Annotated in this window: 24 protein-coding genes and 1 other RNA gene; 10 read left to right on the top strand and 15 right to left on the bottom strand. The window is 72.4% G+C overall.

Annotation, left to right across the window (positions count from 1 at the left end):
• Window position 1: 1 nt before the first annotated feature.
• Window positions 2-877 (top strand): serine/threonine-protein kinase, encoded by an 876-nt coding sequence (locus tag EXE57_RS04285; protein WP_244246989.1) that lies wholly within the window; start codon window positions 2-4, stop codon window positions 875-877.
• Window positions 878-915: 38 nt separating this feature from the next.
• On the opposite strand, the gene EXE57_RS04280 is transcribed toward EXE57_RS04285, so the two are convergent.
• From EXE57_RS04280 to EXE57_RS04265, 4 genes are all read right to left on the bottom strand, one after another.
• Complete coding sequence (locus EXE57_RS04280; RefSeq protein ID WP_135074325.1) at window positions 916-1,188, bottom strand: hypothetical protein; 273 nt, start codon at window positions 1,186-1,188, stop codon at window positions 916-918.
• A gap of 289 nt (window positions 1,189-1,477) precedes the next feature.
• On the bottom strand, window positions 1,478-2,149 hold the full coding sequence (locus EXE57_RS04275) for a response regulator transcription factor (RefSeq protein ID WP_135074323.1): 672 nt from the start codon (window positions 2,147-2,149) through the stop codon (window positions 1,478-1,480).
• Complete coding sequence (locus tag EXE57_RS04270) at window positions 2,134-3,642, bottom strand: sensor histidine kinase (RefSeq protein WP_244246988.1); 1,509 nt, start codon at window positions 3,640-3,642, stop codon at window positions 2,134-2,136. Before EXE57_RS04270 ends, EXE57_RS04275 begins: the two co-directional genes overlap by 16 nt.
• A complete protein-coding gene (locus tag EXE57_RS04265) occupies window positions 3,593-4,009 on the bottom strand; it encodes a hypothetical protein (protein WP_135074319.1) in 417 nt (138 codons plus the stop codon). Before EXE57_RS04265 ends, EXE57_RS04270 begins: the two co-directional genes overlap by 50 nt.
• 126 nt (window positions 4,010-4,135) lie before the next feature.
• Here EXE57_RS04265 and EXE57_RS04260 point away from each other — a divergent pair, with 126 nt between their 5' ends.
• The 6 genes from EXE57_RS04260 to EXE57_RS04235 all read left to right on the top strand — a co-directional run bounded on the left by EXE57_RS04260 (window position 4,136) and on the right by EXE57_RS04235 (window position 10,151).
• On the top strand, window positions 4,136-5,668 hold the full coding sequence (locus tag EXE57_RS04260; RefSeq protein WP_135074317.1) for an AMP-binding protein: 1,533 nt from the start codon (window positions 4,136-4,138) through the stop codon (window positions 5,666-5,668).
• Window positions 5,669-5,691: 23 nt separating this feature from the next.
• Window positions 5,692-6,810: a Nif3-like dinuclear metal center hexameric protein gene (locus EXE57_RS04255; RefSeq protein WP_135074315.1), complete on the top strand. Its 1,119-nt coding sequence runs from the start codon at window positions 5,692-5,694 to the stop codon at window positions 6,808-6,810.
• A complete protein-coding gene (locus EXE57_RS04250; protein WP_244246987.1) occupies window positions 6,702-7,562 on the top strand; it encodes a zinc ribbon domain-containing protein in 861 nt (286 codons plus the stop codon). The genes EXE57_RS04255 and EXE57_RS04250 overlap by 109 nt, the downstream gene beginning before the upstream one ends.
• Window positions 7,563-8,237, top strand: a complete 675-nt coding sequence (locus EXE57_RS04245) for a histidine phosphatase family protein (RefSeq protein WP_135074313.1) — start codon at window positions 7,563-7,565, stop codon at window positions 8,235-8,237.
• Between the two features lie 83 nt (window positions 8,238-8,320).
• Window positions 8,321-9,157, top strand: a complete 837-nt coding sequence (locus tag EXE57_RS04240; RefSeq protein WP_135074311.1) for a hypothetical protein — start codon at window positions 8,321-8,323, stop codon at window positions 9,155-9,157.
• A 133-nt stretch (window positions 9,158-9,290) separates the two neighbouring features.
• Window positions 9,291-10,151: a response regulator transcription factor gene (locus EXE57_RS04235; RefSeq protein ID WP_244246986.1), complete on the top strand. Its 861-nt coding sequence runs from the start codon at window positions 9,291-9,293 to the stop codon at window positions 10,149-10,151.
• Between the two features lie 12 nt (window positions 10,152-10,163).
• Here the strand turns inward: EXE57_RS04235 and EXE57_RS04230 are convergent, their stop codons facing one another.
• The 3 genes from EXE57_RS04230 to yaaA all read right to left on the bottom strand — a co-directional run bounded on the left by EXE57_RS04230 (window position 10,164) and on the right by yaaA (window position 12,477).
• Window positions 10,164-11,042, bottom strand: coding sequence for an RNA polymerase sigma-70 factor (locus EXE57_RS04230; protein ID WP_135074308.1), 879 nt, complete (start codon window positions 11,040-11,042; stop codon window positions 10,164-10,166).
• Entirely contained in the window at window positions 11,039-11,629 is a 591-nt protein-coding gene (locus tag EXE57_RS04225; RefSeq protein WP_135074306.1) for a carboxymuconolactone decarboxylase family protein, read from the bottom strand. The genes EXE57_RS04230 and EXE57_RS04225 overlap by 4 nt, the downstream gene beginning before the upstream one ends.
• 74 nt (window positions 11,630-11,703) lie before the next feature.
• On the bottom strand, window positions 11,704-12,477 hold the full coding sequence (gene yaaA / locus EXE57_RS04220) for a peroxide stress protein YaaA (RefSeq protein ID WP_135074304.1): 774 nt from the start codon (window positions 12,475-12,477) through the stop codon (window positions 11,704-11,706).
• A gap of 24 nt (window positions 12,478-12,501) precedes the next feature.
• Between yaaA and EXE57_RS04215 the strand changes: the two genes are divergently transcribed.
• Window positions 12,502-13,953: an RNB domain-containing ribonuclease gene (locus EXE57_RS04215; RefSeq protein WP_135074302.1), complete on the top strand. Its 1,452-nt coding sequence runs from the start codon at window positions 12,502-12,504 to the stop codon at window positions 13,951-13,953.
• 18 nt (window positions 13,954-13,971) lie between these two features.
• Here the strand turns inward: EXE57_RS04215 and EXE57_RS04210 are convergent, their stop codons facing one another.
• The 3 genes from EXE57_RS04210 to map form a co-directional block, all read right to left on the bottom strand.
• Window positions 13,972-14,508 carry an alternate-type signal peptide domain-containing protein gene (locus EXE57_RS04210; protein WP_135074300.1) on the bottom strand — a complete coding sequence of 179 codons (537 nt, stop codon included), beginning with the start codon at window positions 14,506-14,508 and terminating at the stop codon, window positions 13,972-13,974.
• 140 nt (window positions 14,509-14,648) lie between these two features.
• Window positions 14,649-15,063, bottom strand: an RNA gene (gene rnpB / locus EXE57_RS04205) — RNase P RNA component class A.
• A gap of 102 nt (window positions 15,064-15,165) precedes the next feature.
• Window positions 15,166-16,023: a type I methionyl aminopeptidase gene (map, locus tag EXE57_RS04200; RefSeq protein WP_135074298.1), complete on the bottom strand. Its 858-nt coding sequence runs from the start codon at window positions 16,021-16,023 to the stop codon at window positions 15,166-15,168.
• Window positions 16,024-16,046: 23 nt separating this feature from the next.
• Between map and EXE57_RS04195 the strand changes: the two genes are divergently transcribed.
• Both EXE57_RS04195 and EXE57_RS04190 read left to right on the top strand, forming a co-directional pair.
• Entirely contained in the window at window positions 16,047-16,241 is a 195-nt protein-coding gene (locus EXE57_RS04195) for a hypothetical protein (protein WP_135074296.1), read from the top strand.
• Window positions 16,242-16,244: 3 nt separating this feature from the next.
• Entirely contained in the window at window positions 16,245-16,526 is a 282-nt protein-coding gene (locus tag EXE57_RS04190) for a hypothetical protein (protein WP_135074294.1), read from the top strand.
• A gap of 3 nt (window positions 16,527-16,529) precedes the next feature.
• On the opposite strand, the gene EXE57_RS04185 is transcribed toward EXE57_RS04190, so the two are convergent.
• The 5 genes from EXE57_RS04185 to EXE57_RS04165 form a co-directional block, all read right to left on the bottom strand.
• Window positions 16,530-17,708 carry a PQQ-dependent sugar dehydrogenase gene (locus EXE57_RS04185; RefSeq protein WP_135074293.1) on the bottom strand — a complete coding sequence of 393 codons (1,179 nt, stop codon included), beginning with the start codon at window positions 17,706-17,708 and terminating at the stop codon, window positions 16,530-16,532.
• A gap of 33 nt (window positions 17,709-17,741) precedes the next feature.
• Window positions 17,742-18,599, bottom strand: coding sequence for a 3-methyl-2-oxobutanoate hydroxymethyltransferase (gene panB / locus EXE57_RS04180; RefSeq protein ID WP_135074291.1), 858 nt, complete (start codon window positions 18,597-18,599; stop codon window positions 17,742-17,744).
• A 19-nt stretch (window positions 18,600-18,618) separates the two neighbouring features.
• Window positions 18,619-19,524 (bottom strand): phosphotransferase family protein, encoded by a 906-nt coding sequence (locus tag EXE57_RS04175; RefSeq protein WP_208542962.1) that lies wholly within the window; start codon window positions 19,522-19,524, stop codon window positions 18,619-18,621.
• Window positions 19,525-19,743: 219 nt separating this feature from the next.
• Complete coding sequence (locus tag EXE57_RS04170; protein ID WP_244246985.1) at window positions 19,744-20,289, bottom strand: VOC family protein; 546 nt, start codon at window positions 20,287-20,289, stop codon at window positions 19,744-19,746.
• Between the two features lie 67 nt (window positions 20,290-20,356).
• The gene (locus EXE57_RS04165) at window positions 20,357-24,751 is read right to left on the bottom strand and encodes a S8 family serine peptidase (RefSeq protein WP_244246984.1); all 4,395 of its coding nucleotides are present in this window, start codon (window positions 24,749-24,751) and stop codon (window positions 20,357-20,359) included.
• Between the last annotated feature and the right edge of the window lie 269 nt (window positions 24,752-25,020).

Raw genomic sequence — 25,020 nt, 5'->3', positions numbered from 1 at the left:
CGTGAACAGCCACGACAGCTGGCACCTCCGCGAGGGCGACGCCATCACCCCCGAGCTGACCGCGATGCGGCTGCTCGGGGGTGGTTCGGCGTACGAGGCCTACCTCGCCTTCGACGAGATCACCTACGGTCCCGTGGTCGTCAAGGTGGTCCGGCCCGACCAGGTCAGCGACGAGCACACCCTGCGGGGGCTCGGCCGCGAGGTCGAGACGCTGGCCCTGGTCAACCACCCCGTGGTGGTTCGCGGGCTGCGCCACGAGATCGGCGGTGAGCGGCCGCACGCGGTGCTCGAGCACATCGAGGGCCCTCGGCTCTCGAGCCTGATCCGGCGCCACGGCCGGCTGCAGGAGCAGCAGTACCTCCCGCTGGCGATCGAGGTCGCCGCGGCGCTGCACTACTTCCGTCGCGTGGACGTGGTCCACCTCGACATCAAGCCCAGCAACGTGATCATGGGCTCGCCGGCCCGGCTGATCGACCTCTCGGTCGCACGGTCCTGCGAGAGCGCCGGCCGCTCGCGCCGGATCGGCACCGACTACTACATGTCGCCCGAGCAGGCCGACCCGGACACCCACGGCGGCCCCGGCCACGCCAGCGACGTGTGGGGCCTCGGCGCCACCCTCTTCCACGCGATCGCCGGCTACCGCGCCTTCGACAAGGGCGACCCCGACGGCGACCTCCTGGTCGAGCGCTACCCCCAGCTGGTCGACACTCCGTACGAGCTGCCCCACGGCGTCCCCGGCCGCGTCGCGGAGGTGGTGTACGCCGCCCTCGACCGTGACCCCGCCAAGCGGCCGCTCCCCGCCGAGCTGGCCGACGCCCTCGAGCCGGTCGTCGCCGGGCTCCCGACGCCGAGGCTGACGTTCAAGGTGAGGCGCTGAGCAGGGTCCTCCGTGCTCGGCGCAGGAAGTCTGGGCGGCTACTCCGACGTGCGCCCGAAGACTCTCTTGGCGACGGAGCCGGTGCCGATGGCGGCGAACAGGGCTACGAGGACTCCCGAGGGGATGGTGCTGGAGCTCGAATCGACGCTCTGGAAGGTCGCATCACCTCCGTAGACGCCCACGAACAACACGGCCACCCACATGGCGATGATCGCGAGCGTGGCCCACATCTCGCGAACGAGTACCCGTGAGGCCCAGCCGTCACGACCGGACTGAGCTGAGGACTGATCGTGCATCGCTGTTGCCATCATGGCTGCCTCCCAGTGGTCCACTCCTAGTGTGATCCGGCTGCTGGACCCGGTGGCAGAGCCGAAAGGCAGGCGACGCGCAGGCAGAAGGGCCCACGCGCTGCTCGAAGACGACGAAGCCTTCGCACGACTGCGGTCCTCGCGCCGCGACGCCCGCTCGTTCCGCTGAGGGCCATGCCGCGACGATCTCGCCGTCACAGCCGCAGCCGAACGGGCACAACCAGGATCTACCGGGTGACGCCACGCTCAGGAGTCCGTGCCCGACCGCGTCGCGCCGTCCGACCACGAGTCCTCAGGCGTTGAACCGGTAGCCCATCCCTCGCACCGTGGTGATCGTCTCGGAGCCGAACTTGCGGCGCAGGTAGCCGACGTAGACGTCGACGACGTTGGACCCGGGGTCGAAGTCGAGGCCCCAGACGTGGTCGAGCAGCTGCTCGCGCGAGAGCACCTGGCCGGCGTTGAGCATGAAGATCTCGGCGAGGGTGAACTCGCGGGCCGACAGGTCGATCTCCTTGCCGCCGATGGTCGCGCGGCGGGTCCGGAGGTCGAGCCGGACGCCCCCGGCCTCGAGGGCGTCGCGGCCGGCGAGGCCGTCGCCGTTCTGCGACTGGCGCAGCCGCAGCTTGACCCGCGCGAGCAGCTCGGCGAAGCGGAACGGCTTGGGCATGTAGTCGTCGGCGCCGCCCTCCAGCGCGCTGACCGTGTCGGTCACCGAGTCGCGCGCGGTCAGCACGATGACCGGCATCCGCGACCCTTGCGAGCGCAGCTGGTCGAGCACGTCGAAGCCGTCGAGCCGGGGGAGCCCGATGTCGAGCACCATCAGGTCGAAGTCGCCGCTGAGGGCGTGGTCGAGGCCGTCGACGCCGTTGTCCGCGATGGTCGTCGCGTGGCCGTCGGCCCCGAGCCCCTTGGCCAGGAACGAGGCGATGCGGGTCTCGTCCTCGACGATCAGGATGCGGGCCATGGGACCTCCTGCTGGCTGGGAAGGGTGATGACGAACGTCGCCCCCGGGGGCGGGTCGTCCGCGAGGTCGACGCGACCCCGGTGTGCCCGCGCGATGGCATCGACGATGGCGAGGCCGAGCCCGAAGCCCTCGTCGTCGGCGCCCACGACGCTGCGGCCGAAGCGCTCGAAGATGTGCTGGCGGTCGGTCTCGGGCACGCCGGGGCCGGTGTCACGGACCCACAGCCGTGCGCCCTCCGCGTCCCACGCCGACCCCAGGGCGATCGTGTCGCCCGGGGCGGTGTGCTTGACGGCGTTGTCAGCGAGCTGCAGCACGGCCTGGGTGATCCGCTGCTCGTCCAGCTCGACGATGCCCTCGCCGACCTGGTCGAGGTCCCAGTCGCGGTCGGCCAGGCCGCGGGCCTTCGACAGCAGGGTGTGGGTGAGCCGTTCCAGGCTGACCGGCGCGGGCGAGACGAAGTCGGGGCGGTCGGACTTGGCGAGCAGGATCATGTCGCCGACCAGGCGCGACATCCGGTCGACCTCGTCCAGGAGCAGCAGCCGGGTCTCGGCGACCTCCTGCGGGTCGTCGGCGTCGAGCAGCTCGAGATGGCCCTGCAGCACGGTGAGCGGAGTCTTGAGCTCGTGGCCGGCGTCGTCGAGGAACTGGCGTTGCCCGACGAACGCGAGCTCCAGCCGGGCGAGCATGTCGTTGAGCGTACGGGTGAGGGCGGTCAGGTCGTCGTTGCCCTGTTCGGGGATGCGGAGCGACAGGTCGGTCTCGCCGATCGACTCGGCGGTCGTGCGCAGCGTGGTGAGGGGGGCGAGCAGCCGCCCCGAGCGCCAGAGCGCCAGCAGGGTGATCAGGCCGAGGAAGCAGAGCGTGACGATCCCGTACGTCTGGATGGTGCGGTTGAGCTCGCTGCGCTCGTCGTCGGCGAAGTTGACGATGGCCAGCGCCCCGGACGCGCGGGGGTCCCGTACGTCGTCCACCGGCACCACGGTCACCCAGACCTCGTCGAACCGTGGGCTGTCGATGACCTCGGTCCCACCGGTCTCGAGCAGCCGTGCGATGGCGTCGCGGAAGACGGGCTCGGTTCGGATCGAGTCGCCGAACTGGTTGGGCGTGCCCTGCCGGGCCTCGCCGTCGACGTAGGTCAGCAGCATCTCGTCGTCGTCGGTGACGTTGCGGTCGATGAAGAGCGAGAGCAGGCGACCGACGTCGGCGAAGGGCTCGCCCGTCGCGGGGTCGGTGCCGTCCTCCAGGGCACGGAACTCGGCGATCTCCTGGTCGATCTGCTGGTTGAGGGAGCTGTCGATGCGCGTGGACTCCAGGACGAAGACCAACAGGCCGGCCGCGGCCATGGCCATGGCCGTGACGACCGCGATCGTGGCCGCGATCCGGATCCGGACCGGGATCTGGGTCCGGGTACGACGGGGGCTCGGCCGGTCCGCCGTTGCGCGCTCAGTCGTCGCCCGACTCGTCGTCGGTGTCGTCGCCGCCCGCGTCTCCATCGTCGTCATCATCGTCCCCACCGTCGTCGTCGCCGTCCAGGTCCCGCGGTGCGGGCGTCACCACCGTGAAGGGTTCGGTGGCCGGGGCCTCGGGCGGGTCCTCCGAGCCGTCGTCGCCGGTCGGGCCGTCGTCATCGTCGTCGCGGCGGTCGTCGCGGTCCTCGCGCGCGGTCCGGTCGTCGCGGTCGTCGCGACCACCGTCCGGTCCGGGGGACCGGACGCCGGAGTCGTCGCTCACCCGGCCGATGATGACCGGTCGGCTGCGGTCGTCCTCGACCTCGGCGGGGGAGGCGAGCACGCCGGCGACGAACGCCACCAGCGGCAGCGTCAGCGCCGCCGCCAGGAGCGTCTTGGTCGTCGCGGACATGGGAGGAGTCTCCACAGCCAGCGTGGGGCGGGCATGAGCCGACGATGAGAGGGCTCTCATCTCGGCCAACCCCGAGCCAACGGCTCGCCCCTATCGTGGGCCTGCCGCTCGGAAACGGAGGAACCCATGATCGTGCCCTTCAGCGTGTCCGACTTCCTCGACCGCGCCCGCGTCGTCTACGGCGACCGGGTCGGCGTCGTCGACGAGCCCGACCAGCCGGCAGCCTCGCTGGGCGAGCTGACGTACGCCGAGCTCGATGCGCGCGCCCGTCGGATGGCCGCGCGCCTCGACGAGCTCGGGATCGGCGTCGGCGAGCGGGTCGCGATCGTCTCCCACAACAGCGCCCGGCTGCTGGCTGCGTTCTTCGGCGTCGCCGGCTACGGACGGGTGCTGGTGCCGGTGAACTTCCGGCTCCGTCCCGACGAGGTGCGCTACATCGTCGGGCACTCCGGGGCCCGGGTGCTCTACGTCGACCCGGAGCTGGACGAGGCCCTGGCCTCGGTGGAGGCCGAGCACCGGTTCGTGCTGGGCGACGACGACCGCCTCTTCGCGCCCGAGGGGGCGGAGCCGGTGGCGTGGGAGCCGGACGAGAACGCGACCGCCTGCATCAACTACACCTCCGGCACGACCGCCCGCCCCAAGGGCGTCCAGATCACCCATCGCAACGTGTGGGTCAACGCCGTGACCTTCGGCCTGCACGCCGGGGTGACCGACCGTGACGTCTACCTCCACACCTTGCCCATGTTCCACGCCAACGGTTGGGGGATGCCGTTCGCGATGACCGGCCTCGGCGTGCCCCAGGTGGTGCTGCGCAAGGTCGACGGAGCCGAGATCCTGCGCCGGGTCGAGCGGCACGGCGTCACCGTCATGTGCGCGGCGCCCGCGGTCGCGGCCGCGGTGCTCGAGGCGGCGCAGGACTGGGAGGGCGAGATCCCGGGCCGGGACCGGGTACGGATCATCATGGCGGGAGCACCGCCACCCACGAAGACCGTGGTGAGGGTCGAGGAGGAGCTCGGGTGGGAGTTCGTCCAGATCTACGGCCTCACCGAGACCTCCCCGCTGCTGACGATCAACCGGACCCGCTCCGAGTGGGACGACCTCGACGCCGAGCAGCGCGCCGCCCGGCTGGTGCGCGCCGGCGCGCCGGCCCTCGGCGTACGGCTGGAGGTGGACGGGCAGGGAGAGGTCCTCGCCCGCTCCAACGTGGTGCTGGAGGGCTACTGGGAGCAGCCCGAGGAGAGCGCCCGCGCGCTGGCGGACGGCTGGTTCCACACCGGCGACGGCGGTGTGGTCGGGGACGACGGCTACCTCACGATCTCGGACCGCAAGAAGGACGTCATCATCACCGGCGGCGAGAACGTCTCCTCGATCGAGGTGGAGGACGTGCTCTTCTCCCACCCGGCCGTTGCGGAGGTGGCGGTGATCGGGGTGCCGAGCGAGAAGTGGGGCGAGACGATCAAGGCGCTGGTCGTGCTCGCCGAGGGGGAGCAGGCGACCGAGGCCGACCTGATCGCGTGGTGCAAGGAGCGGGCGGCGGGCTACAAGGCGCCGACCTCGGTGGAGTTCCGGGACCAGCTCGCCCGGACCGCGACTGGCAAGCTGCAGAAGTTCAAGCTGCGCGAGCAGTACTGGGAGGGGTACGACAGGAAGGTCAACTGACCGGTCACCGGTACGGTCGCCCCATGCCGACACTGGCCGAGGTCGTCGACCTGATCCACTCCTGGTACCCACCCGCCACCGCCGACTCCTGGGACGCGGTCGGGCTGGTCGCCGGCGACCCGGCGGCTCCGGTCGCCAAGGTGCTGCTGGCGGTCGACCCCGCCCCCGAGGTCGCGCAGGAGGCGGCGGAGTGGGGTGCCGACCTGCTGCTGGTGCACCACCCCTTGCTGCTCAAGCCTGTCCACAGCGTCGCGGCGACGACCCCCAAGGGCCGGACGCTGACCACCCTGCAGCGCTCCGGGTGCGCCCTGCTCACCGCCCACACCAACGCCGACCAGGCCGTCGGCGGCGTCTCCGAGGCGATGGCCCACGTGCTCGGCCTGCGCGACGTGGAGCCGCTGCTCCCGGCGCCCGCCGCCCCGGTCGACAAGCTGACGGTCCTGGTGCCCGTGGCGGGGGCCGGGGCGGTCCGTGCCGCCCTCGCGGCGGCGGGAGCCGGCCGGCTGGGCGACTACGACCACGCCTCGTTCTCCTCGCCCGGTGAGGGCCGCTTCCGCCCGCTCGACGGCGCCAGCCCGACGATCGGGCAGGTCGGTCGGGTCGAGACCGTGGAGGAGGTCCGGGTCGAGGTGGTCCTCCCGCGGCAGGACCGGGCGGCCGTGGTCCGGTCGATGCTGGCGGTCCACCCCTACGAGGAGCCGGCGTACGACGTCGTCGAGCTGGCCGACCCCGGCCTCGCTCCCACCGGCACCGGCCGGATCGGGTCGATCGAGCCGGTGACGCTGCGGGGGTTCGCCGCGACCGTCGCGAAGGCGTTGCCGCCCACCGCCCACGGCGTACGGGTCGCCGGTGATCCCGAGCAGCTCGTCGGTCGCGTGGCACTGTGCGGCGGCGCCGGGGACTTCCTGCTCGACCACGTCCGCGGGACCGATGCCGACGTCTACGTCACCAGCGACCTGCGCCACCACCCGGCCTCGGAGTTCCGCGAGCACGACGGCCCCGCCCTGGTCGACGTCGCCCACTGGGCGGCCGAGTGGACCTGGCTGCCGGTGGTGGCGGCCGCGCTGACCGGGGCGCTGGGCGATACGGTGGAGACCCGCGTGAGCACCCTCGCGACGGACCCCTGGAAGTTCCGGATCTAGGAGCCACCCTGAAAGCCGACCCGTTCGCCCAGCTGAAGCTCCTCGACGTCCAGGAGCTCGACTCCCGCGCCGACCAGCTGCGGCACCAGCTCAGCCACCTGCCCGAGCACGAGGCGATCGCGACGCTGAAGGCGGCCCGCGCCGACCTCGACGACCGTGCCCGTGACGCCGCGATCGTGGTGGAGGACCTCGCCACCGAGCAGGCCAAGGTCGACGCCGACGTCGAGCAGGTCAAGACGCGCCGAACGCGCGACCGCGACCGGATGGACCAGGGGCTGATCACCAACCCCAAGGACCTGCAGCGGATGCAGCACGAGCTGGAGTCGCTCGAACGTCGGATCACCTCGCTGGAGGACCAGGAGCTCGAGGTGATGGAGAAGGTCGAGGACGCCCAGCGCGAGCTCGACACCCTCACCCGGCAGGTGGCGGAGGCCGACGAGGAGCTCGCGACACTGACCGCGGCCCGCGACGAGAAGTCCTCGGTCATCGACGCCCAGCTCGCCGAGGTCGAGGCCCAGCGCGGGCCGGCGGTGGAGGGCATGCCCGAGCCGCTGCTCACCCTCTACGACCGGTTGCGGGAGCAGAAGGGCGGTGTGGGCGCGGCGGCGCTCCGGGCGCGTGAGTGCGGCGGCTGCCGCCTCTCGCTCGATGCCGCGGAGCTCGCGACGATCCGCGCGGCCACCTCCGACGAGGTGATCCGCTGCGAGGAGTGCCAGCGGATCCTGGTCCGCACGTCCGAGAGCGGCCTGTAGGTGCCCGAGGGCCCCACCACGCTCGTGCTGGTGCGGCACGGCGTCACCGCCCACACGACCGAGCGGCGCTTCTCGGGCGGCCTGACCAGCAGCAACCCCGGTCTCTCCGAGGAGGGGCGGGCCCAGGTCCGGTCGGTCGGGGAGTGGCTGGCCCCGGTGGTCGACCGGATCGACACGATCGTCAGCTCCCCCGTACGGCGCACCCGTGAGTCCGCCGACATCATCGGCGAGCTGCTGGGCCGGGAGGTCGTGGAGGAGCCCGGGTTCGCGGAGATGGAGTTCGGCGCCTGGGACGGGCGGACGTTCGACGAGGTCGCCGAGCTGCACGGCGAGGACCTCGAGCAGTGGCTGGGCTCCCTGGACGTCGCTCCCGGCGGCCACGGCGAGTCGTTCCGGGCCGTGGAGGAACGGGTCCTCGCCGGTCTGGAACGGGTGCTCGAGGAGCACGCCGGACGCACCGTCGTCGTCGTCAGCCACGTCACGCCCATCAAGACGCTGGTGGCCCACGTCGTGGAGGCCCCGCTGCTCGCGATCTATCGGATGGAGCTGCTGCCGGCGTCGGTGACGGTGCTGTCCTTCCACCCCGGCGAGGATCACGGTCCGTTCGCCACGCTGCGGCTCTTCAACGCGGTCCCGCCCGACCGCGCACTGCTCGGCGACCCGCAGCGCTGGTGAGGACCAGCCATCAGCAGATGTGCTGATGGCGCAGCGCGCCGCGGCGCGCGACCCTCGGAGAGAGCCCGGAGGGGGAGATTCCGATGAGGTCCACGACCCGCACCCGCACCGCTGCCTTCGCCGCCGCAACAGCGTGCGCGCTGCCGGCAGTGCTGCTCGCCGCACCCGCGGAGGCCGCACCGCCGCCGAACGACCTGGTCGCAGGCGCAACCGTGATCACGGCTCCCACGACGGTCACCGTCGACACGACCGAAGCGACCGCCGATCCCGGAGACGGGGCCTGCGTGGGCGACAAGAGCGTCTGGTTCAGGTTCAGGGCCCCGGACACGGGACGGCTCCGGATGACGACCGCCGGGTCCTCGTACGACACCCGGCTCGCGGTCTTCGTCGGTGGCGGCGGCCATCGTCAGCTCGTCGACTGCGACGACGACAGAGGCCCCGGTCGCAGTGCCGCCGAAGGCGTGAGGATCCTGGAGGGCCGGCGATACTGGATCGCCGTGAGCTCGTGCTGTGAGCGAGGTCCGGGGGGAACCGCGGTGCTGACGGTCGGAAACCTCGGTCTGGCGGGTACCGAGGTCGTCGTCGACAGGGCGACGTCGGGCAGTGTCTCCGGCCGGTTGGTGGTCCACGGCACCGTGACCTGCGGGACGCCGTCGGAGGTGCGGATGTATGGGGAGGCCAGCCAGCGCGTCGATGACAACGTCGCTCGAGGTCAGTCGTACCGGTCCCGGCCCTGCGGGACCGCGCCGACGAGGTGGCAGATGGGCTTCGACTCGCAAACCGGATGGGCGTTCCGGCCCGGGGCCGTCTCGATCACCATCCGGGGCCGGGCCTGGGACGGCATCGTTCACCGGCGGCTGGGTCTGGGCAGCTCAGTCGTGACCGCGGTCGACGACCCCGACGGCAGGGTGCTGCCATGACCGGGGCGCCGGCACGAGGACAGGCCTGACGAAGACGAGTACCGTCTTCCGGTAGAGCGGCCCCTCGGCCGCGGGCACCCAGGCCCCGGCCGTGACGGCGTCGTGCACGGGCCGCCGGGGGGCGGTGACGCAGGTGCCGACGCAGCACGCGGTCCTCGCCGACTGGGTCGACCACGTCGTGGAGCTCAGCCGGAGCGCCACCGGGACCTTCCCGCGCGTCACGATCGCCGACCACCTCGCCGAGACCTTCGGGTGTCACGTCTCGTGGAACTGGGCCGACACGGACGGACGGTTCGGCTTCGAGCTGCAGAGCGCCATCCCGGGGTACGCCGACACCGCGGACTTCGGCACGTGGGTCGTGGAGGCCATGCGTGCCCACCCCCTGCTGGTGTGGTTCGCCCGCACCCAGGACCCTGCCCCGATGACGGTGGGCCGGGTCCCCGGCGAGCTGGCGCCGCCCCGAGGCGGGAACTACCTGAAGGAACTGCTGGAGCCGCACGGCCACGAGCAACAGCTGTCGATCCCCAGCCACCTCGGATCGCGGTCCTACCGCGCCTTCGTCCTGGCCCAGGGCAGGGACGACTTCTCCGACGAGCAGCTCGACCTCGCCCGACGCCTCCAGCCGCTGCTGGCACTGCTCGACCGGCAGGCAGAGGTCACGTCCCGGGTCCGGCTGGCGACGTGCTCGCCGCCGGCGGACCTGACCGCACGAGAGGTCGCCGTGCTCGGTCTGCTCGCCGAGGGACTCACCGCGGCCGCGATCGGCCGCCGGCTGCAGGTGTCGCCCCGAACGGTGCACTGCCACCTGGGCCACGTCTACCGCAAGCTCGGCGTGGTCGACCGGATGATGGCGGTGACGGTCGCCCGGGAGCTGGGGCTGGTCCCAGCGGCTGCAGCCGACCCACGAGCCGACGGACCGGGGCTGTCCGGCCCGTCCTTCGAGTGGCCAGGGCCGCCCGTGTACGGCCCCGAGGAGGCTCCGGCGGACACCTGACGTCGGAACGCCTCAGCGGCTCAGCAGCGCCGGGGCGTCGATCCGGGTCAGCTTGTGCGGGTTCCAGATCGCGTACATCCGGCTGATCCGGCCGTCCTCGACCACGATGCTGACCGCGCCGGCCACCTCGCCCTCGAGCTCCACCCGCGCGGCGGGTCCGCCGTTGATCCAGACGGTGGTGACGCTCGCGCCGCGCGACTGCTTCGGGAACGTCGCGAGCAGCCGCGACACCTTGTCCGCGCCGACGATCGGGTGCCGGGCCGCGCCGACCACGCCGCCGCCGTCGTTGCGCAGCACCACGTCGGGTGCCAGCACCTCGAGCAGCCCCGCCAGGTCGCCCGTCCGCAGGGACGAGAGGAAGCGCTCGACGACCGCCTGCTGCTCGGCCCGGTCCACCTGCATCCGGGGACGCCGCGCGGCTACGTGCTCGCGGGCCCGGCGGGCGACCTGGCGGGCCGCCGCCGGGGTCTTGCCGACCGCCTCCGCGATCTCGTCGTAGGGCACCTCGAACACCTCGCGCAGCACGAAGACGGCGCGCTCGGCCGGGCCCAGGGTCTCCAGGACGGTGAGCATCGCGATCGAGACGCTCTCCGCGAGCTCGACGTCCTCGGCCACGTCGGCCGAGGTCAGCAGCGGCTCGGGGAGCCACTCGCCGACGTAGTCCTCGCGGCGGCGGGCCAGGGTGCGCAGCCGGTTGAGCGCCTGCCGGGTCACGATCCGGACGAGGTACGCCCGGGGGTCGCGCACCTCGGCCCGGGCGGCGGCGTCGAGGTCCGCCCACCGCAGCCAGGCCTCCTGCACGACGTCCTCGGCGTCGGCGGCCGAGCCGAGCATCTCGTAGGCGACCGTGAAGAGCAGGCTGCGGTGGGTGACGAACGGGTCGTCGGTCATGCCGGGGACGCTACGCCGCTCGGCTGCGCCAGGGGCGCCAGGCCGCAGGAGGCCGCGAACCCCTCGGCCTCGATGCCCAGGGCGACGTTGCCCCGCGCCATCTGGTTCGCCACGGCGATCCAGACCGTGAGCTCGACCAGGCCCGGTGCGCCCAGCGCGTCGAGCAGCCGGGCGGAGAGCTCGTCGGTGACCGTGGGCGGGGTCTGCGACATCGCCTCGGCGTACTCGAGGACGTCGCGCTCCAGGGGCGTGAACACGTCCGACTCGCGCCACCGCGGCACCTCGCGCGCCTTGGCGACGTCGAGCCCCTCGTGGCGGGCCTGGAAGTAGCCGAGGTCGAGGCAGAAGGAGCAGCCGACGAGCGAGGCCACCGCCATGTGCGCATACCCCTTGAGCTCGCGGGGGCACTCGTTCCAGGACGCCGCCTTGCGGCCCATCCCCATCCCGGCCTTGAGCGAGGCGGGGTGGTGCCACATCACGCCGAGCGACTCGGGTGTGCGGCCGAACATCCTCTTGCTGAACCGCTTCAGGACGGCGCCGTAGACGCCGGTGATCTCTGCCGCGGGGACGCGGGTGGTGCCGGTCATGTCTCCTCCTGGACGACGATTGCTGTGTCGCCATGGAGACACCGCTCGCGGCCCGGGTGTGACATCCGGTCCGGTCAGACCTCGTCGACCACGACGTCGAGCTGGGCGCCCCTCGGGGTCGGAGCGCCGTCCTCCACCTTCCAGCCGAGGTCGCGCAGCACGTCGGCCAGCGCGGCCGGGGTGCGCGGGTCACGCCCGTCCTCGAGCAGCGCCCGGACGATCCTGCCCTTGGTGGCCTTGTTGAAGTGGCTCACCACCTTGCGCACCCCCCCCGCCTCGTGCAGCACCCGCACGGTGGCCACCCGGCGAGCCAGCGTCGCCGGTGGGCGCCAGAAGCCGGCGTACGTCCCGGACCGCAGGTCCACCAGCAGCCCGCGGCCCAGGGACTCCTCGATCGCCTCGCCGAGCACCGCGCGCCAGGCGCCCGCGACGGGGCCGAGGCCGGGCAGGGAGGTGTCGCCCGAGAGCCGGTACGCCGGGATCCGGTCGGTGGGACGGACCAGTCCGAAGACCGAGGACGTCACCGCGACCCGGCCGGTCGCGCGTCGCCGTGCGGCGGGGGAGAGCGTCGCGAAGCCGAGCGCGTCGAAGAGCACCCCGGTGTAGACCCGGTCGGCGCGCGCCGTCGGGGCGGTCTCGAGGCGGCGGTTGCGCTCGAGCAGGTCGGTCTGGGTGTGGCCGAGCCCGAGCAGCTCTGCGGCGTCCTCGCGGTGGCTGACCTCGACCAGCGTGTCGAGCACGCGACGGCGTACGTCGGTCAGGCCGGGGTGGGCCAGCGAGGCGAGGTCGAGCGGCTTGCCGCGGGCGGGGGCGGTCTTGCCCTCGCTCGGAGGGAGCAGGATCAGCACGCCCGTCAGACTAGGGTGCGGGTCATGGCGAGCAGTCGAGTGGTCAGGCTCCGGTCCAGGAAGGACGGGGGCGCGGCGCGGACCCTGCGTGACGGGCTGGTGCAGATCCAGGAGGAGCTGCAGGTCAGTCCCGACTTCCCGGCGGTGGTCCAGGAGGCGGCGGCCCGGGCCGCCGACGCGCCGAGGTTGCCCGACCTCGACCGCACCGACCTCGCGCTGGTGACGATCGATCCCGACTCGGCGATGGACCTCGACCAGGCCCTGCACATCGAGCGCGACGGCGACGGCTACGTCGTCCACTACGCGATCGCCGACGTGGCGGCCTTCGTCGCCGCCGGCGACCCGGTCGACACCGAGGCCCACCGCCGCGGCGAGACGCTCTACGGCGCGGACTCGAAGGTCCCGCTGCACCCCAAGGTGCTCTCCGAGGACGCCGCCTCGCTGCTGCCCGACCAGGACCGCCCGGCCCTGCTCTGGACGATCCGGGTCGACGAGGTGGGGGAGGGGACGGACGTGGTCGTCGAGCGCGCCCTGGTCCGCTCCCGCGCCAAGCTCGACTACGAGGGCGTCCAGCGCCAGATCGACGAGGGCACCGCGGCGGAGTCGCTGATGCTGCTCCGCGAGGTCGGAGAGCTGAGGCTCGAGCGCGAGGCCGCCCGTGGCGGGGTCTCCCTCCCGCTGCCCGAGCAGGAGGTCGACCTCGACGGCGACACGGTGCGGCTGGAGTTCCGCGAGATGCTGCCGGTCGAGAAGTGGAACGCGCAGATCTCCCTGCTGACCGGCTTCGCCGCCGCCTCGCTCATGGTCTACGCGCGCGTCGGGCTGCTCCGGACGCTGCCGCCGGCCGACCCGCGCGACGTGAAGCGGCTGCACCGGACCGCCCGCGCCCTCGGGATCGAGTGGCCGGCCGAGGTCCTCTACCCCGACTTCATCCGCGCGCTCGACCCCTCCCGGCCCGCCCACGCCGCGATGGTGGTCGCGTGCACGCGGCTGCTGCGCGGGAGCGGCTACGTCGCCTTCGACGGCGAGGTGCCCGCCGACCCGCAGCACGCTGCGCTCGCCTCCGAGTACGCCCACGTGACCGCCCCGCTGCGCCGCCTCGGCGACCGCTACGCCGGCGAGGTCTGCGTCGCGCTGTGCGCGGGCGAGGACGTGCCCGGGTGGGTGACCGAGAAGCTCCACGACCTGCCGGCGACCCTCCAGGAGTCCGGCCGCCGCGCCAACCGTTACGAGGGCGCGGTGCTCGACCTGGTCGAGGCCGAGCTGCTCCAGCACCGCGTCGGGCAGTCCTTCCCCGGGGTGGTCGTCGAGCGGGACGAGGAGCGGCGTACCCGCGGTGTGGTGACCGTCCAGGACCCCGCCGTCGAGGCACGGGTGTCAGCCGACCGAGAGCTGCCGCTGGGCGAGGACGTGACCGTCACGCTGGTGGTGGCCGACCCCTCGTCCCGCAAGGTCGAGTTCGCGCTCGAGGGATGACGGGCGTACGGGAGCCGCTCAGCCCTGGGTGATGGTGATGTCGGCAGCGGGCAGCGTCGCCGACCTGCCCTGGTCCGCGCTGCCGGCAGTGGCGGCGGGCAGCTCGTAGGTCACGACCGCCGTGAACGTGATGCTCCCGAACGGCTCGTGGAACGTGAACTGGTTGGAGCCTGGTGAGGTCTCGTAGACCGTCGCGCCGTTCGCGACGACCTCGACCGAGTGGGCGAGGCCGGCCGAGAAGCTGCTGGCGAGCGAGGGCTGCTGGTAGGCGATGGTCCCCTCGAGGTTCTTGCCCTCGGCCGTGACGGTGAAGGTCTGCGAGTAGGTGACCTTGTCGCCGGGGACCAGCTTGTCGGTCGCGGCCCAGTCGTCGGCGGCGGCCGTGTTCGCGTCGTCGTACACCCCGGGGGTCGACGCGATGTCGAGCCGGCCGGACTGGACGCCGTGGGTGGCCAGGCCCTCGCTGTCGGTCCACAGCGCGTAGGTGCCGAAGCCGCCCACCAGCAGTGCGACGCCGGAAGCACCGGCGACCGCGCCCTTGACCGTCTTCTGCATGTCAGATCCCGTTCCGTGTCCGAGGCCCCCTCGATGGGGACGGAGCTGCTGGCGACGAACCTAGGAGCCGCGGCGGAACCGGGCAGGCGAATGCCGGGACCGTGGCACGCCGGTGGAGGTCCTGTTACCCGGGTGAGGGGCGGACGGGCTGACCTGTAGGCCGGGTCCTGTCCCGTCGTACGGGAGTCCCGTACGACGGGGGCGACCATCCATCTAGGACGACCGTTGCCGGCCGCCTCCAGCGGTCTACCCGCGTGCTCGGGCGGGCCGCCCTCAGACGCACGCGCGTCCGGGGCCGTGGCCCCGGACTTCTTGACCTTGCTCCAGGTGGGGTTTGCCTAGCCGGCCCGGTCACCCGGACCGCTGGTGGTCTCTTGCACCACCGTTTCACCCTTGCCCCTTCCCCTGACCAGCAGCGGAAGTGGCGGTCTGTTCTCTGTGGCACTGTCCCGCAGGTTGCCCCGGGTGGGAGTTACCCACCACCTTGCCCTGTGGAGCCCGGACCTTCCTCGGCGCGCTCCCGGAGGAGCGCGACGCGGTCGCCCGGTCAGCCCGTCCGCGGGGACAGCCTAGTGCCTGGCGGAGGTGGTCGGCACCGCCAGCCCCGGGTGGTGGGCGGCTCGTGCAGCAGCGCTCATCCCCGACGACCCGCCGGCGTCAGGGGTGCGTGAGCACCTCGGCGCCGGTCGGCGTCACGAGCAGGGTGTGCTCGAACTGCGCGCTACGGCGGCGGTCGCGGGTGACGACGGTCCAGTCGTCCGGCCACATCTCCCACTCGTGGGTGCCGAGGTTGAGCATCGGCTCGATCGTGAAGGTCATCCCGACCTCGATCACGTCGTCGAACCGCGGGTCGTCGTAGTGGGGGACGATCAGGCCGCTGTGGAAGGCGGTCCCGATGCCGTGGCCGGTGAACTCGCGGACCACGCCGTAGCCGAAGCGGCGGGCGTAGCTCTCGATCACGCGACCGATCACGTTCAGCCGGCGACCGGGCCGCACGGCCTTGATGCCCCGCTCGAGGGCGGCGTGGGTGCGCTCGACGAGCAGCCGCGACTCCTCGTCGACGTCGCCGGCGAGGAAGGTCGCGTTGGTGTCGCCGTGGACGCCGTCGAGGAAGGCGGTGATGTCGATGTTGACGATGTCGCCGTCCTCGACGACCCGGCTGTCGGGGATGCCGTGGCAGATCACCTCGTTGACGCTGGAGCAGAGCGACTTGGGGAAGCCCCGGTAGCCGAGCGTCGAGGGGTAGGCGCCGTGGTCGCACAGGAACTCGTGGCCGATCCGGTCGAGCTCGTCGGTCGTGATGCCGGGGGTGACGTGGGAGCCGACCAGCTCGCGGGCCTGGGCGGCCAGGCGGCCGGCGACGCGCATCTTCGCGATCGTCTCGGCGTCCTTGACCTCGCTGCCGGTGAAGCGCTCGGGCGAGGTGCGGTCGACGTACTCGGGGCGGGCGATCCGCTCGGGCACCGCGCGGCGGGGCGACACGGTGCCGGGAGCGACGGGGGCTGCGACAGGCATGCGGCGAGTGTAGTTTCCGTGGCATGAGTGATTCGGCCACGGAGTACTGGTTCTGCCTCACCCACCACCGCGTCGAGGGACCCGAGGGCTGCCGCAACGCCGAGCGGCTCGGCCCCTACGCCACCGAGGCCGAGGCCGCGCGGGCGCTCGACAAGGTCGAGGAGCGCAACGAGCAGTGGGACAACGACCCGAGGTGGAACGACGACCTCGAGGACTGAGGCGTGACCGGGATCCCCGGTCCCCGCGAGCGCCGGCAGGCGTCGCCGTGGCCGTTCGTCGGCATGATCGGGATGGCCTGCGTCGCCTTCCTCATCGGCGCCAGCGTGCTCGTGGTGCCGTGGTACGTCGTCGCGCTGCTGCTGGCCCTCTGGGCGATGGTGCTCTTCGTCGCCACCGCCTGGTGGTCGCTGCACCCGTCGTGGGTGCCGTGGCTGCCGGTCGCTGTCGCCGTCGTGTGGTTCGTGACGGTGGTCGCCGGGACGGTGGCCTTCGGGTGGGGATAGGGCCTAGCCCTGGGGCGTGATGCGCAGGACCCGGTCGCGGCTTCCGTTGCTGGTGGTGACCAGCAGGTTGTTGCGGGGCGTGAGGGTCACCGAGCGGAGCCGGTCACCTCGCAGCGAGCGTGGCGTGCGGGTCCACTGCAGCCGCCCGCGCCGGTCGAACTTCATGAAGACCATCCGCTCGCCGCCGAGCGCCGCCACCGCGAGCGTGCCGTTGAGCCGTCCCCACTTCTTCCCCCGCACCCACGCGGCGCCCGAGGTGGCGATGGTGGGGTTGCCCGAGCGCCACCGCGCCGCGACCTGCCGCCCCGGCAGCGACTGGTCGGTCATGGGGACGCTCTCGTCGTAGCCCGGCACCGGGTGCCAGCCGTAGTCGCCGCCGCCCCGGAGCCTGTTGACCTCGTCGTCGCGGTAGGAGCCGTGCTCGACCGACCAGAGCGACCCGTCGCGACGCTGCGCCAGCCCCTGCACGTTGCGGTGGCCGTAGGTCAGCACGTAGCGCTTGCGGGTGTTGGTGGCCCTGATGAAGGGGTTGGACCGCCACGGTGCGCCGGTGAGCCGGTTGAGGCGGAGCGTCTTGCCTCCCAGCGACCTGAGGTTGCGCGGGTTGGTGCCACGGGCGGCGTCGCCCGTGCCGACGACCAGGGCGCCGTTGCCGGCGATCAGGAGCCGGCAGCCGCCGTGGCGGCCGGTCCGGCTCGGGAGCCCGCGCACCAGGGTCTCGACGAGGGTCGCGGTGTCGCCGTCGTCGCTGAGTCGCCACGCGTTGACACGGACGTCGTGGCCGCCGCCGGGCTTCTGCCAGCCCGAGCAGGTGTAGAAGCGGCGGTTGCTCGCGAAGCGGGGGTCGACCTCGAGCGACATCAGGCCGGTCTCGCCGGAGACCCAGACGCTGCTGCTCGGGAAGGTGACGGTGCTGCGCTGGCCGTCGGCGTACGTCGAGAGCCGCGCGCGGTCGCGCTCGGTGACCAGCAGCGTGCCACCGGGCAGCACCTTCACGTCCCAGGGGTTCTGGAGCGCCCGGACGACGGGGCGCACCCGCAGCCGTGGCACCGCGGCCGCGCGGGCCTCGGCCGCCGGAGCCGCGCCGGCGGCGGTCGGGACCGGGGAGGTGGGGGCGGGGGCCGCGGGGGCGACCAGCGCGAGGGACAGGGCCAGGGGGAGAGCGGTCACGAGAAGGCGCACGGGATCACGGTAACCGCCCGCCGGACGTGGCTGTCAGAACGTGTGCTCCGGACCCGGGAACGTTCCCGCGCGGACGTCGTCGGCGTAGGCACGGGCGGCGTCGAGCATGACGCCGTGCACGTCGGCGTACTGCTTCACGAAGCGGGCCATCCGACCGGTGCGCAGCCCGAACGCGTCCTGCCACACCAGCACCTGGCCGTCGCAGTCGGGGCCGGCGCCGATGCCGATGGTGGGGATCGCGAGCTCCTTGGTGACCTGGCCGGCGAGGTCGCCGGGCACCATCTCCATCACCACGGCGAAGGCCCCGGCCTCCTGGACCGCGTGGGCGTCGTGCAGCAGCTGGTCGGCCGCGTCGCCGCGTCCCTGGACGCGGTACCCACCGAGCGCGTGCTCGCTCTGCGGGGTGAAGCCGATGTGGGCCATGACGGGAATCCCGCCGCGGCTGAGGAGCTCGATCTGAGGCGCCAGGTCCGCTCCGCCCTCGAGCTTCACGCAGTGCGCCTCGCCCTCCTTCATGAACCGGGCGGCGGTGAGGTACGCCTGCTCGGGCGAGGCCTGGTAGGAGCCGAACGGCAGGTCGCCCACGACGAGGCTGCGGCGCACGGAGCGGGCCACGGCCCGGGTCAGCGGCAGCAGCATGTCGACCGTCACCGGGACGGTCGTCTCGTTGCCGAAGACGTTGTTGCTCGCGCTGTCGCCGACCAGCAGCACCTCGATGCCGGCCTCGTCGAAGGTCGACGCGGCGTACTGCTCGTAGGCGGTGAGCATCGTGAACTTCTCGCCGCGCTCCTTGAAGTCGCGCAGGGTGTGGGTGCGGATCCGCTTCGCAGGCGTGGCGGAGGGCGTCTGCTGCTGGCCGCTGCCGTACGGCGCCGGCTGCTCGTCGGTCATGCCGTCAAGGCTAGACCTGTCAGGCGCAGCGGGCGGTGTTGCGTGGCTCACGCAGCAGCTCGTGACGCAGCCCCGCGAGGGCGACCCGGTCACTCTCTGACCCGCTGTGCTCGGCCTCGAACCACGCGGCGTACTGGGCGATCTCGTCGAGCCGCCACTCCAGGTCGAACATCGCCAGCAGGGCCGGGTCGGCCGCCGGGACCAGGTCGCCCCAGCCGTGCTCGACCAGCGTGGCCAGGTCGCGCTCGCGCGGCGCCAGCTTCAGCGACTCCCAGTCGACGAGGTACGTGCCGGCCTGAGTCATCACCTGGTTGCGGGTGTGGGGCTCGCCGTGGGTCGGCACCCACGACGCGGGGTCGGTCGCGGCCGCGAGCCGGTGGTAGTCGGCGGTCCACTGCCGGATCTCGGAGAGCCGCTGCCGCAGCGCGCTCCGCGCCTCCTCCGCGTAGGGGCCGGACCGCCACGGCTGGGCGGTGCGCTCGTCGAGTCGGGACGCGAAGGACGGGTGGACCAGCGGACGCCAGCGGGGGAGGGCGGGCGTGCCGGTCTCGGCGTGCAGCCGCTCGAGCAGGTCGAGGGTGGCGCGGGCGTGCGCCTCGTCGCGGAAGGAACCGTCACCGCTGGTCCCCTCCAGCCACGGGGTGGCGCTGAGCCGGTCGTCGCCGAGGGCGACGGTGCACTGGCCGAGCACGGTACGGCGTTGCGGGAGGACGAACTCCAGGCCCCGGGCGGCCAGCGCGCTGGCGGCGCCGTACGCCCCCTCGAGCGACTTGTGGGTGTGGCGCTCCCCGAGCTGGTCGAGGGTGACGAAGAGGACCGGCCGGCCGCCGGCCCAGGCCTGCCAGTGCCACGCACCGAAGCCCACGGGCAGGTGGGTCACCTGCTCCACGTCCGGGAGCCAGTGGGCCCACAGCAGGCTTCGCACGTCGTCATCGCTGACGTGCGGGGGGTGTTCGCGCACGAGACTGCCTTCCAGGCGGTGGGTGGGTGAGGGGATGCCACCGTCGTATGTCCGGTCTACCAGTCTCCGCCGGCGGCGGGGGCCGATCCACACCCAGCGTTGCCGTGCCGCGACAAACCGTGGTCGGACGCGCCGTCCCCTCCACCCGATCGGGTCATGCCCGATGGCCCGACCGGGGAGACCTCACGCGGCATCGGTCCCGTCGGCCGCCGCCTCGAGGTCGGCCACCACGATCCGCTGCATCGTCATCATCGCCTCGGCCGCCGCCCGAGCGCGGGTCGGGTCGGGGTCCGACAGCAGCTCGTAGAGGCGGACCGGCACCACCTGCCACGAGAGCCCGAAGCGGTCCCGCAGCCAGCCGCACATCGACTCCTCGCCCCCGTCTGCGGTGAGCGCCTCCCAGTAGTGGTCGACCTCGGCCTGGTCGACGCAGTCGATGGCGAAGGAGATGGTCTCGGTGAAGCCGGCGTGGGCAGGCCCGCCGTTGATCCCCTTGAAGGTCGTGCCGTTGATCGAGAACTCCGCCGCCAGGACGGCGCCGGGCTCGCCCGGGGTGCGGGTCACGTGGCCGACCGAGGAGTCGGGGAAGACCGCGGTGTAGAAGTCGACGGCCTTCTCGAGGTCGCTGTCGAACCAGAGGCAAGGAGTGATCGGTGGCATGGCGGGCTCCAGGGGCAGGGTGCGGGACGGCGTACGACGGAGCAGACCGGCCCGTGCCCGGGAACTCATCGCCGCGGAATGACGAGGGGCCCACGACCGGTGCGGTCGTGGGCCCCTCGCGCTCAGTCGGCCAGCCTCAGCACCCCGTCTTCCGGAGGTTGAAGTCAGCACGCTCGGTCGCGCCGCGCGTGAGCCGCACCTGCCTGAACTGCGGCTGGTAGCCGTCCTTCGCGGCGATCAGCTGCAGCGGGTTCGCCTTGCTGTTGAACCACGAGGCGTAGCTGCCGTCGGACTCCGTCTCGAAGGTCAACGAGCCGGCCCACGAGTCCACCTGCACGGTGGCTCCCGGGATCGGCGCCGTCGCCCCGGCGCAGGAGCGCCCGCTGACGGTCCCCTCGAGCTTGCCCCACGCCCTGGGAGGCGTGACCGTCATGGTGACGGAGACGGGCTCGACGGTGCCCGGGGTGTCCTCGAGGATCCCGATGCCCGCCGTGTAGGTCCCGGGCTGGGCCACGGCCGGGTCCATCGTGACGCGGACGGTCATCGACTCGCCGGGAGCCAGCGTCGCCGTGGTGGGCGCCACCGTCAGCCACTCGACGTCGGCTGCGGAGGATCCGCAGTCGTCGAAGCCCGGCAGGACCTCGCTGTCGACCGTGGGCGTGAAGCCACCCGAGGAGCCACCGACCTTGGAGATGCCGCACGCCATGCCGCCGCGGTAGCGGGCGGTGTTGGAGTTCGGCATGTCCACCCAGGCCTCACCGGCCGGGTCGTAGGCGAAGGTGCGGTTGGTGACGACGCCACCCTGCACGCCGCCGTTGACCACCAGCTGGCCGTTGGCCACGGCGTAGCCCGAGGCCCACGAGTCGGCGGGGGCGTCGGGGATCGCGGTCCACGTGTCCGCACCGGTGTCGTAGACGTAGCTGTCGGCCGTGCCGTTGGCCCCGCCGTTGCCACCCGTGCAGTAGACCTTGTCGTCGATCCCACCGCAGGACGCGAACGCCACCGCGGCCGGGTACGGCGCCAGGGTCTCCCAGCTGTCGCTCGCCGGGTCGTACGCCGAGACGGCGGCCGACATCGGCGTGCAGGCGCTGGTCGTGCACCCGCCGACCGTGTAGAGCTTGCCGCCAGCGACGGCCTGCCCGGACGCGGACAGCGCCACCGGTGCGTCTGCCCCGGCCGACCACGCGTCGGACGCGGGGTCGTACACCCAGGTCGACGGCGACGGTGCCGAGGCAGCCCAGCCGCCCGTGACGACGACCTGCCCTTCGACCGCCCCTGCCGCGACCGCGTTGCGCGCTGCCGGCAGGCTCGCCCTCGGCTCCCAGGCCAGGGTGGCCGGGTCGTAGGCGTGCACGGCTGCGGACGAGGCCGAGCCGTTGCCGCCGGCGATGGAGTAGGCCACGCCGTCGACCTGCACGACCCGGTTGTCCATCACCACCGACGGGTAGTCGGCGATGTCGGTCCACGGGTCGGCGTGGGGGCCGGCCGCGGGGACGTCACCGGTGGCCATCTTGTTGCTGCCGGAGCGCGAGAACGACACGTCGGCCTTGATCTCCTGCAACGGAGCACCATCGGCGGCCGCGATCCGCTTGGCGCTGGTCCGCGATCCGTCCGCGCCCAGCATGGTGAAGCCGCCGGCGCGTTCGACGAGCTCCACCTCGGCCGCCCGCGACCCGGTGTTGGTGACCTCGAAGGTCTTGCGGATCGGGTTGCCTCCCAGCTGCCGCGTCCCCGAGAGCTCCGTGGGCTCGACCACGATGTTGCCGGAGCCGAGCTCGAAGTCCTGCGGGTTGGTGAGGTCGGCGATGACGCGGACCGTGGCCGTCTCGGACTCGTACTGGTTGGCCGACGCCTCGAACGGGTGACGACCCGTCAGGTCCGAGAACATCCAGTAGTAGCCGTCGTCGAGGTTCTCGTCGGCCGGGGTGGCGCGCGTCGTGGCCGTCGTCTCCGGTGCGTCGAGGCTGGTCACGGTGGCGCCGTTGATGCCGTCACCGGAAGCGGTGCTGCGCACGTTGCCCAGCACCAGGCCACCCGGGATGGGGTCGCAGGTGCGGTTCCCGAGGAAGACGTCGTCGACCTCCCACCACCAGTCGTAGCTGGCGTCGTAGTGGTGGAACCGGAGCTGGACCTCGGACTGGCCGGCGGCCATCGGCAGCTGGACGACGTCCTCGCGCGGGCCACGGACGTCCGTGGTCTGGCTCAGGACGGTCTCCCAGGTCTCCCCGCCGTCGATGCTCACCTCGACGTCGGCGGTGTCACCGAGGTTGTTGTAGTCCTGCTTGAAGCCGACCACCGGTGCGGTGAGGTCCGACATGTCGACCACGGGCGTCACCAGCGAGGTGTCCTGCTGGCCGCCGGAGCCCCACTCGTCGGAGTCCATGATCGCGAAGCCACCGGCACCGCCGGTGAGGTTGCCGCGACCACCGGGGTCGTCGAACGTCCACACCTGGCCGTTGCCGAGGTTGTCCTCGACGGTCCAGCCCTCGGGGAGGGCGAGCTCGTCGAAGCCCTCGGTCACGCCGGCCACGTTGAACTCGTAGCCGGGCGCGTTGCAGGTGGCCGTGTCCACCGTCAGCGCGGCGTCGTGCGTGGTGTCGCCGTCCCCGATCGCGACAGACTCGGTCGACGCGGTGTAGCCCGGGTAGTCGGCGGTGATCGTCACGTCGTACGTCGCGTTGCTCGGGACCGTCACGGAGTACTCGCCGGTCTCCGGGTCGGTCCACGTGTCGTCGGCGGGCCCGCCGACGTCGACCTTGGCGTAGAGCGGCCACTCGTGCCCGGAACCGTCGGTGACGGTGCCGTTCAGGGTGACCGACGGGGCCGCGACCAGCGCGTGGTCGGACGTCGTCGTCTGGTCGGCGGTCACGGTGACCTCGGTGGTCTCGGTGACGTAGCCGAACATCGACACCGTGGCGGTGTAGTCGCCGGCGGAGAGCCGGACGGAGTACGTGCCGTCGTCCTCGGTCGTGACGGAGCGGCTCAGCGCGCCCTCGAAGTCGATGGTCGCGCCGTCCAGCGGTGCGCCCGTCTCCTCGTCGGTCACGGTGCCGGCGACGGTCCCGGTGTCACCCACGGGTGCCGCGCCCACCAGGGCCAGGGCGTCGAGCCTGCCCTCCCCGAAGACGTTGTTGTCGTCGGCAGTGCCGCCGCAGGTCGCGTTGGCCGAGTCGATGGCGGTGCCGTCGAGCAGGTCCCAGGTGCCCTCGATGTCACCGGCCAGCGCGGGTGCGGCCGACCACAGCAGCGCGACGGCGCCCGCCACGTGGGGCGAGGCCATCGAGGTGCCGTTGTAGGAGGCGTACGAGCTGCCGGGGACCGCGGACCGGACGTTCACGCCCGGCGCCGAGATGTTGGGCTTGGTCTCGCCGTCCTGGCCCGCACCGCGTGCGGAGAAGCTCGCGATCGCGTTGTTCACGTCGTAGGCACCCGCGGAGTAGTTGATGATCCGGCTGCCGGGCGACCCGGAGGTCTGGCAGGCCGGTCCGCTGTTGCCGTTGGACCACTGGCCCCAGATGCCGGACGCGGCCCAGGCGAGCTGCACGTCCTCCATGAAGGGGTCGTTGGTCGGGACGGTGGTGCCCCACGAGTTGTTGACGATGTGGGGCCGCTTGGACACGTCGGGGTTGTCCCCGGCGAGGTCGGTCGGGGCGAGCATCCACTCGCCCGAGGCGATCAGGGCCGCGTCGGAGGGGCAGCAGCCGTTGGCAGCGATCCAGGTGGCGCCGGGGGCGACGCCGATCTGGTTGGCGCCGCCGTCGCCGCCGAGCATCGTGCCCATGGTGTGGGTGCCGTGCCCGTTGGTGTCGCAGGGCGCGGTGGCGCAGCTGCCGGCCGCGTCGAACCAGTTGTAGTCGTGGCTGAAGGTGCCGTCACCGTTGTTGCCCCGGTACTGGTCGACCAGCGCCGGGTGGTCGAACTGGACCCCGGTGTCGATGTTGGCGATCACCATGCCCTCGCCCTGGACGCCGTACTCGTTCCAGACGTCGTCCGCGTTGATGTTGGCGATGCCCCACTCGACGGCGTTGACCTGCTTCTGCTGGTCACCCTTGGTGGGCTCCTCGACCGTGTACTCGCGCGTCGGGTAGAGCGCGACGACCTGGTCCGCGGAGGCAACCGATTCCGCCAGCGAGGCGTCGCCCGCGTCCACGCGGATCGCGTTGGAGGCCCAGTAGGACTGGTACGTCGCGCCCGCGCTGTCGAGCAGCGCCCGGGCCTCCTTCTGGCGGCTCTCGGCGGCGGTCGTCAGGGCGTCGTAGACGGCCTGGCCCCGCTCGGTGCGGTCCTCCAGCTGTGCGGCGGCGGTCAGGTCCGCCTGCTCGAAGCGGACCCAGAAGCTGGCCTCGCCCTTGCTCTCGAGCTGCTGGGCGAGCTTCGGCTGGATCTTGGCGGTGGGGTCGGCGGCCGGGGCCGCGCCCGCCTGCGGACCGGTGAGGGCTAGGGCGGAGCTGACGACCACGAGGGCCAGCAGCCGGACCAGGAGCCTGCGAAGCGGTGGTGCACCTCGAGGCCGTGACGGCATGGATGACATGGGTGATTCCTCCCGAGAGAGCCTCTCGAGCGTGTGTCCCCACGCCCGAGAGGCGGTTGGTCGAACCGGAGTTCTGCCGGATGGTCGATCCGGTGTCGTCACGCTAGGAACGGCCGACCCGTGCGAACAACGACCCCGGAGGGGCAACTGGTGGTCGTCCCGGGCGACTCGGGGGCACTCTGCGGGCAACGCGTCCGGATTCCGACCACCGGGCGGCCCTCCTTGACTTCCGGTGTCACGACCGAGAGGTTGTGGGGTTCAAGGGAAGG

It is taken from the genome of Nocardioides euryhalodurans (assembly GCF_004564375.1).
Lineage (GTDB): Bacteria > Actinomycetota > Actinomycetes > Propionibacteriales > Nocardioidaceae > Nocardioides > Nocardioides euryhalodurans.
This window is presented reverse-complemented; position numbering and strand designations above follow the sequence as displayed.

What these genes read in the sequence shown, in the direction of transcription:
- EXE57_RS04280 (WP_135074325.1), bottom strand. Translation starts at nt 1,188, where the DNA reads ATGATGGCAACAGCGATGCACGATCAGTCCTCAGCTCAGTCCGGTCGT.
- EXE57_RS04275 (WP_135074323.1), bottom strand. Translation starts at nt 2,149, where the DNA reads ATGGCCCGCATCCTGATCGTCGAGGACGAGACCCGCATCGCCTCGTTC.
- EXE57_RS04270 (WP_244246988.1), bottom strand. Translation starts at nt 3,642, where the DNA reads ATGGAGACGCGGGCGGCGACGACACCGACGACGAGTCGGGCGACGACT.
- EXE57_RS04265 (WP_135074319.1), bottom strand. Translation starts at nt 4,009, where the DNA reads ATGTCCGCGACGACCAAGACGCTCCTGGCGGCGGCGCTGACGCTGCCG.
- EXE57_RS04260 (WP_135074317.1), top strand. Translation starts at nt 4,136, where the DNA reads ATGATCGTGCCCTTCAGCGTGTCCGACTTCCTCGACCGCGCCCGCGTC.
- EXE57_RS04255 (WP_135074315.1), top strand. Translation starts at nt 5,692, where the DNA reads ATGCCGACACTGGCCGAGGTCGTCGACCTGATCCACTCCTGGTACCCA.
- EXE57_RS04240 (WP_135074311.1), top strand. Translation starts at nt 8,321, where the DNA reads ATGAGGTCCACGACCCGCACCCGCACCGCTGCCTTCGCCGCCGCAACA.
- EXE57_RS04230 (WP_135074308.1), bottom strand. Translation starts at nt 11,042, where the DNA reads ATGACCGACGACCCGTTCGTCACCCACCGCAGCCTGCTCTTCACGGTC.
- EXE57_RS04225 (WP_135074306.1), bottom strand. Translation starts at nt 11,629, where the DNA reads ATGACCGGCACCACCCGCGTCCCCGCGGCAGAGATCACCGGCGTCTAC.
- EXE57_RS04215 (WP_135074302.1), top strand. Translation starts at nt 12,502, where the DNA reads ATGGCGAGCAGTCGAGTGGTCAGGCTCCGGTCCAGGAAGGACGGGGGC.
- EXE57_RS04210 (WP_135074300.1), bottom strand. Translation starts at nt 14,508, where the DNA reads ATGCAGAAGACGGTCAAGGGCGCGGTCGCCGGTGCTTCCGGCGTCGCA.
- map (WP_135074298.1), bottom strand. Translation starts at nt 16,023, where the DNA reads ATGCCTGTCGCAGCCCCCGTCGCTCCCGGCACCGTGTCGCCCCGCCGC.
- EXE57_RS04195 (WP_135074296.1), top strand. Translation starts at nt 16,047, where the DNA reads ATGAGTGATTCGGCCACGGAGTACTGGTTCTGCCTCACCCACCACCGC.
- panB (WP_135074291.1), bottom strand. Translation starts at nt 18,599, where the DNA reads ATGACCGACGAGCAGCCGGCGCCGTACGGCAGCGGCCAGCAGCAGACG.
- EXE57_RS04170 (WP_244246985.1), bottom strand. Translation starts at nt 20,289, where the DNA reads ATGAGTTCCCGGGCACGGGCCGGTCTGCTCCGTCGTACGCCGTCCCGC.
- EXE57_RS04165 (WP_244246984.1), bottom strand. Translation starts at nt 24,751, where the DNA reads ATGTCATCCATGCCGTCACGGCCTCGAGGTGCACCACCGCTTCGCAGG.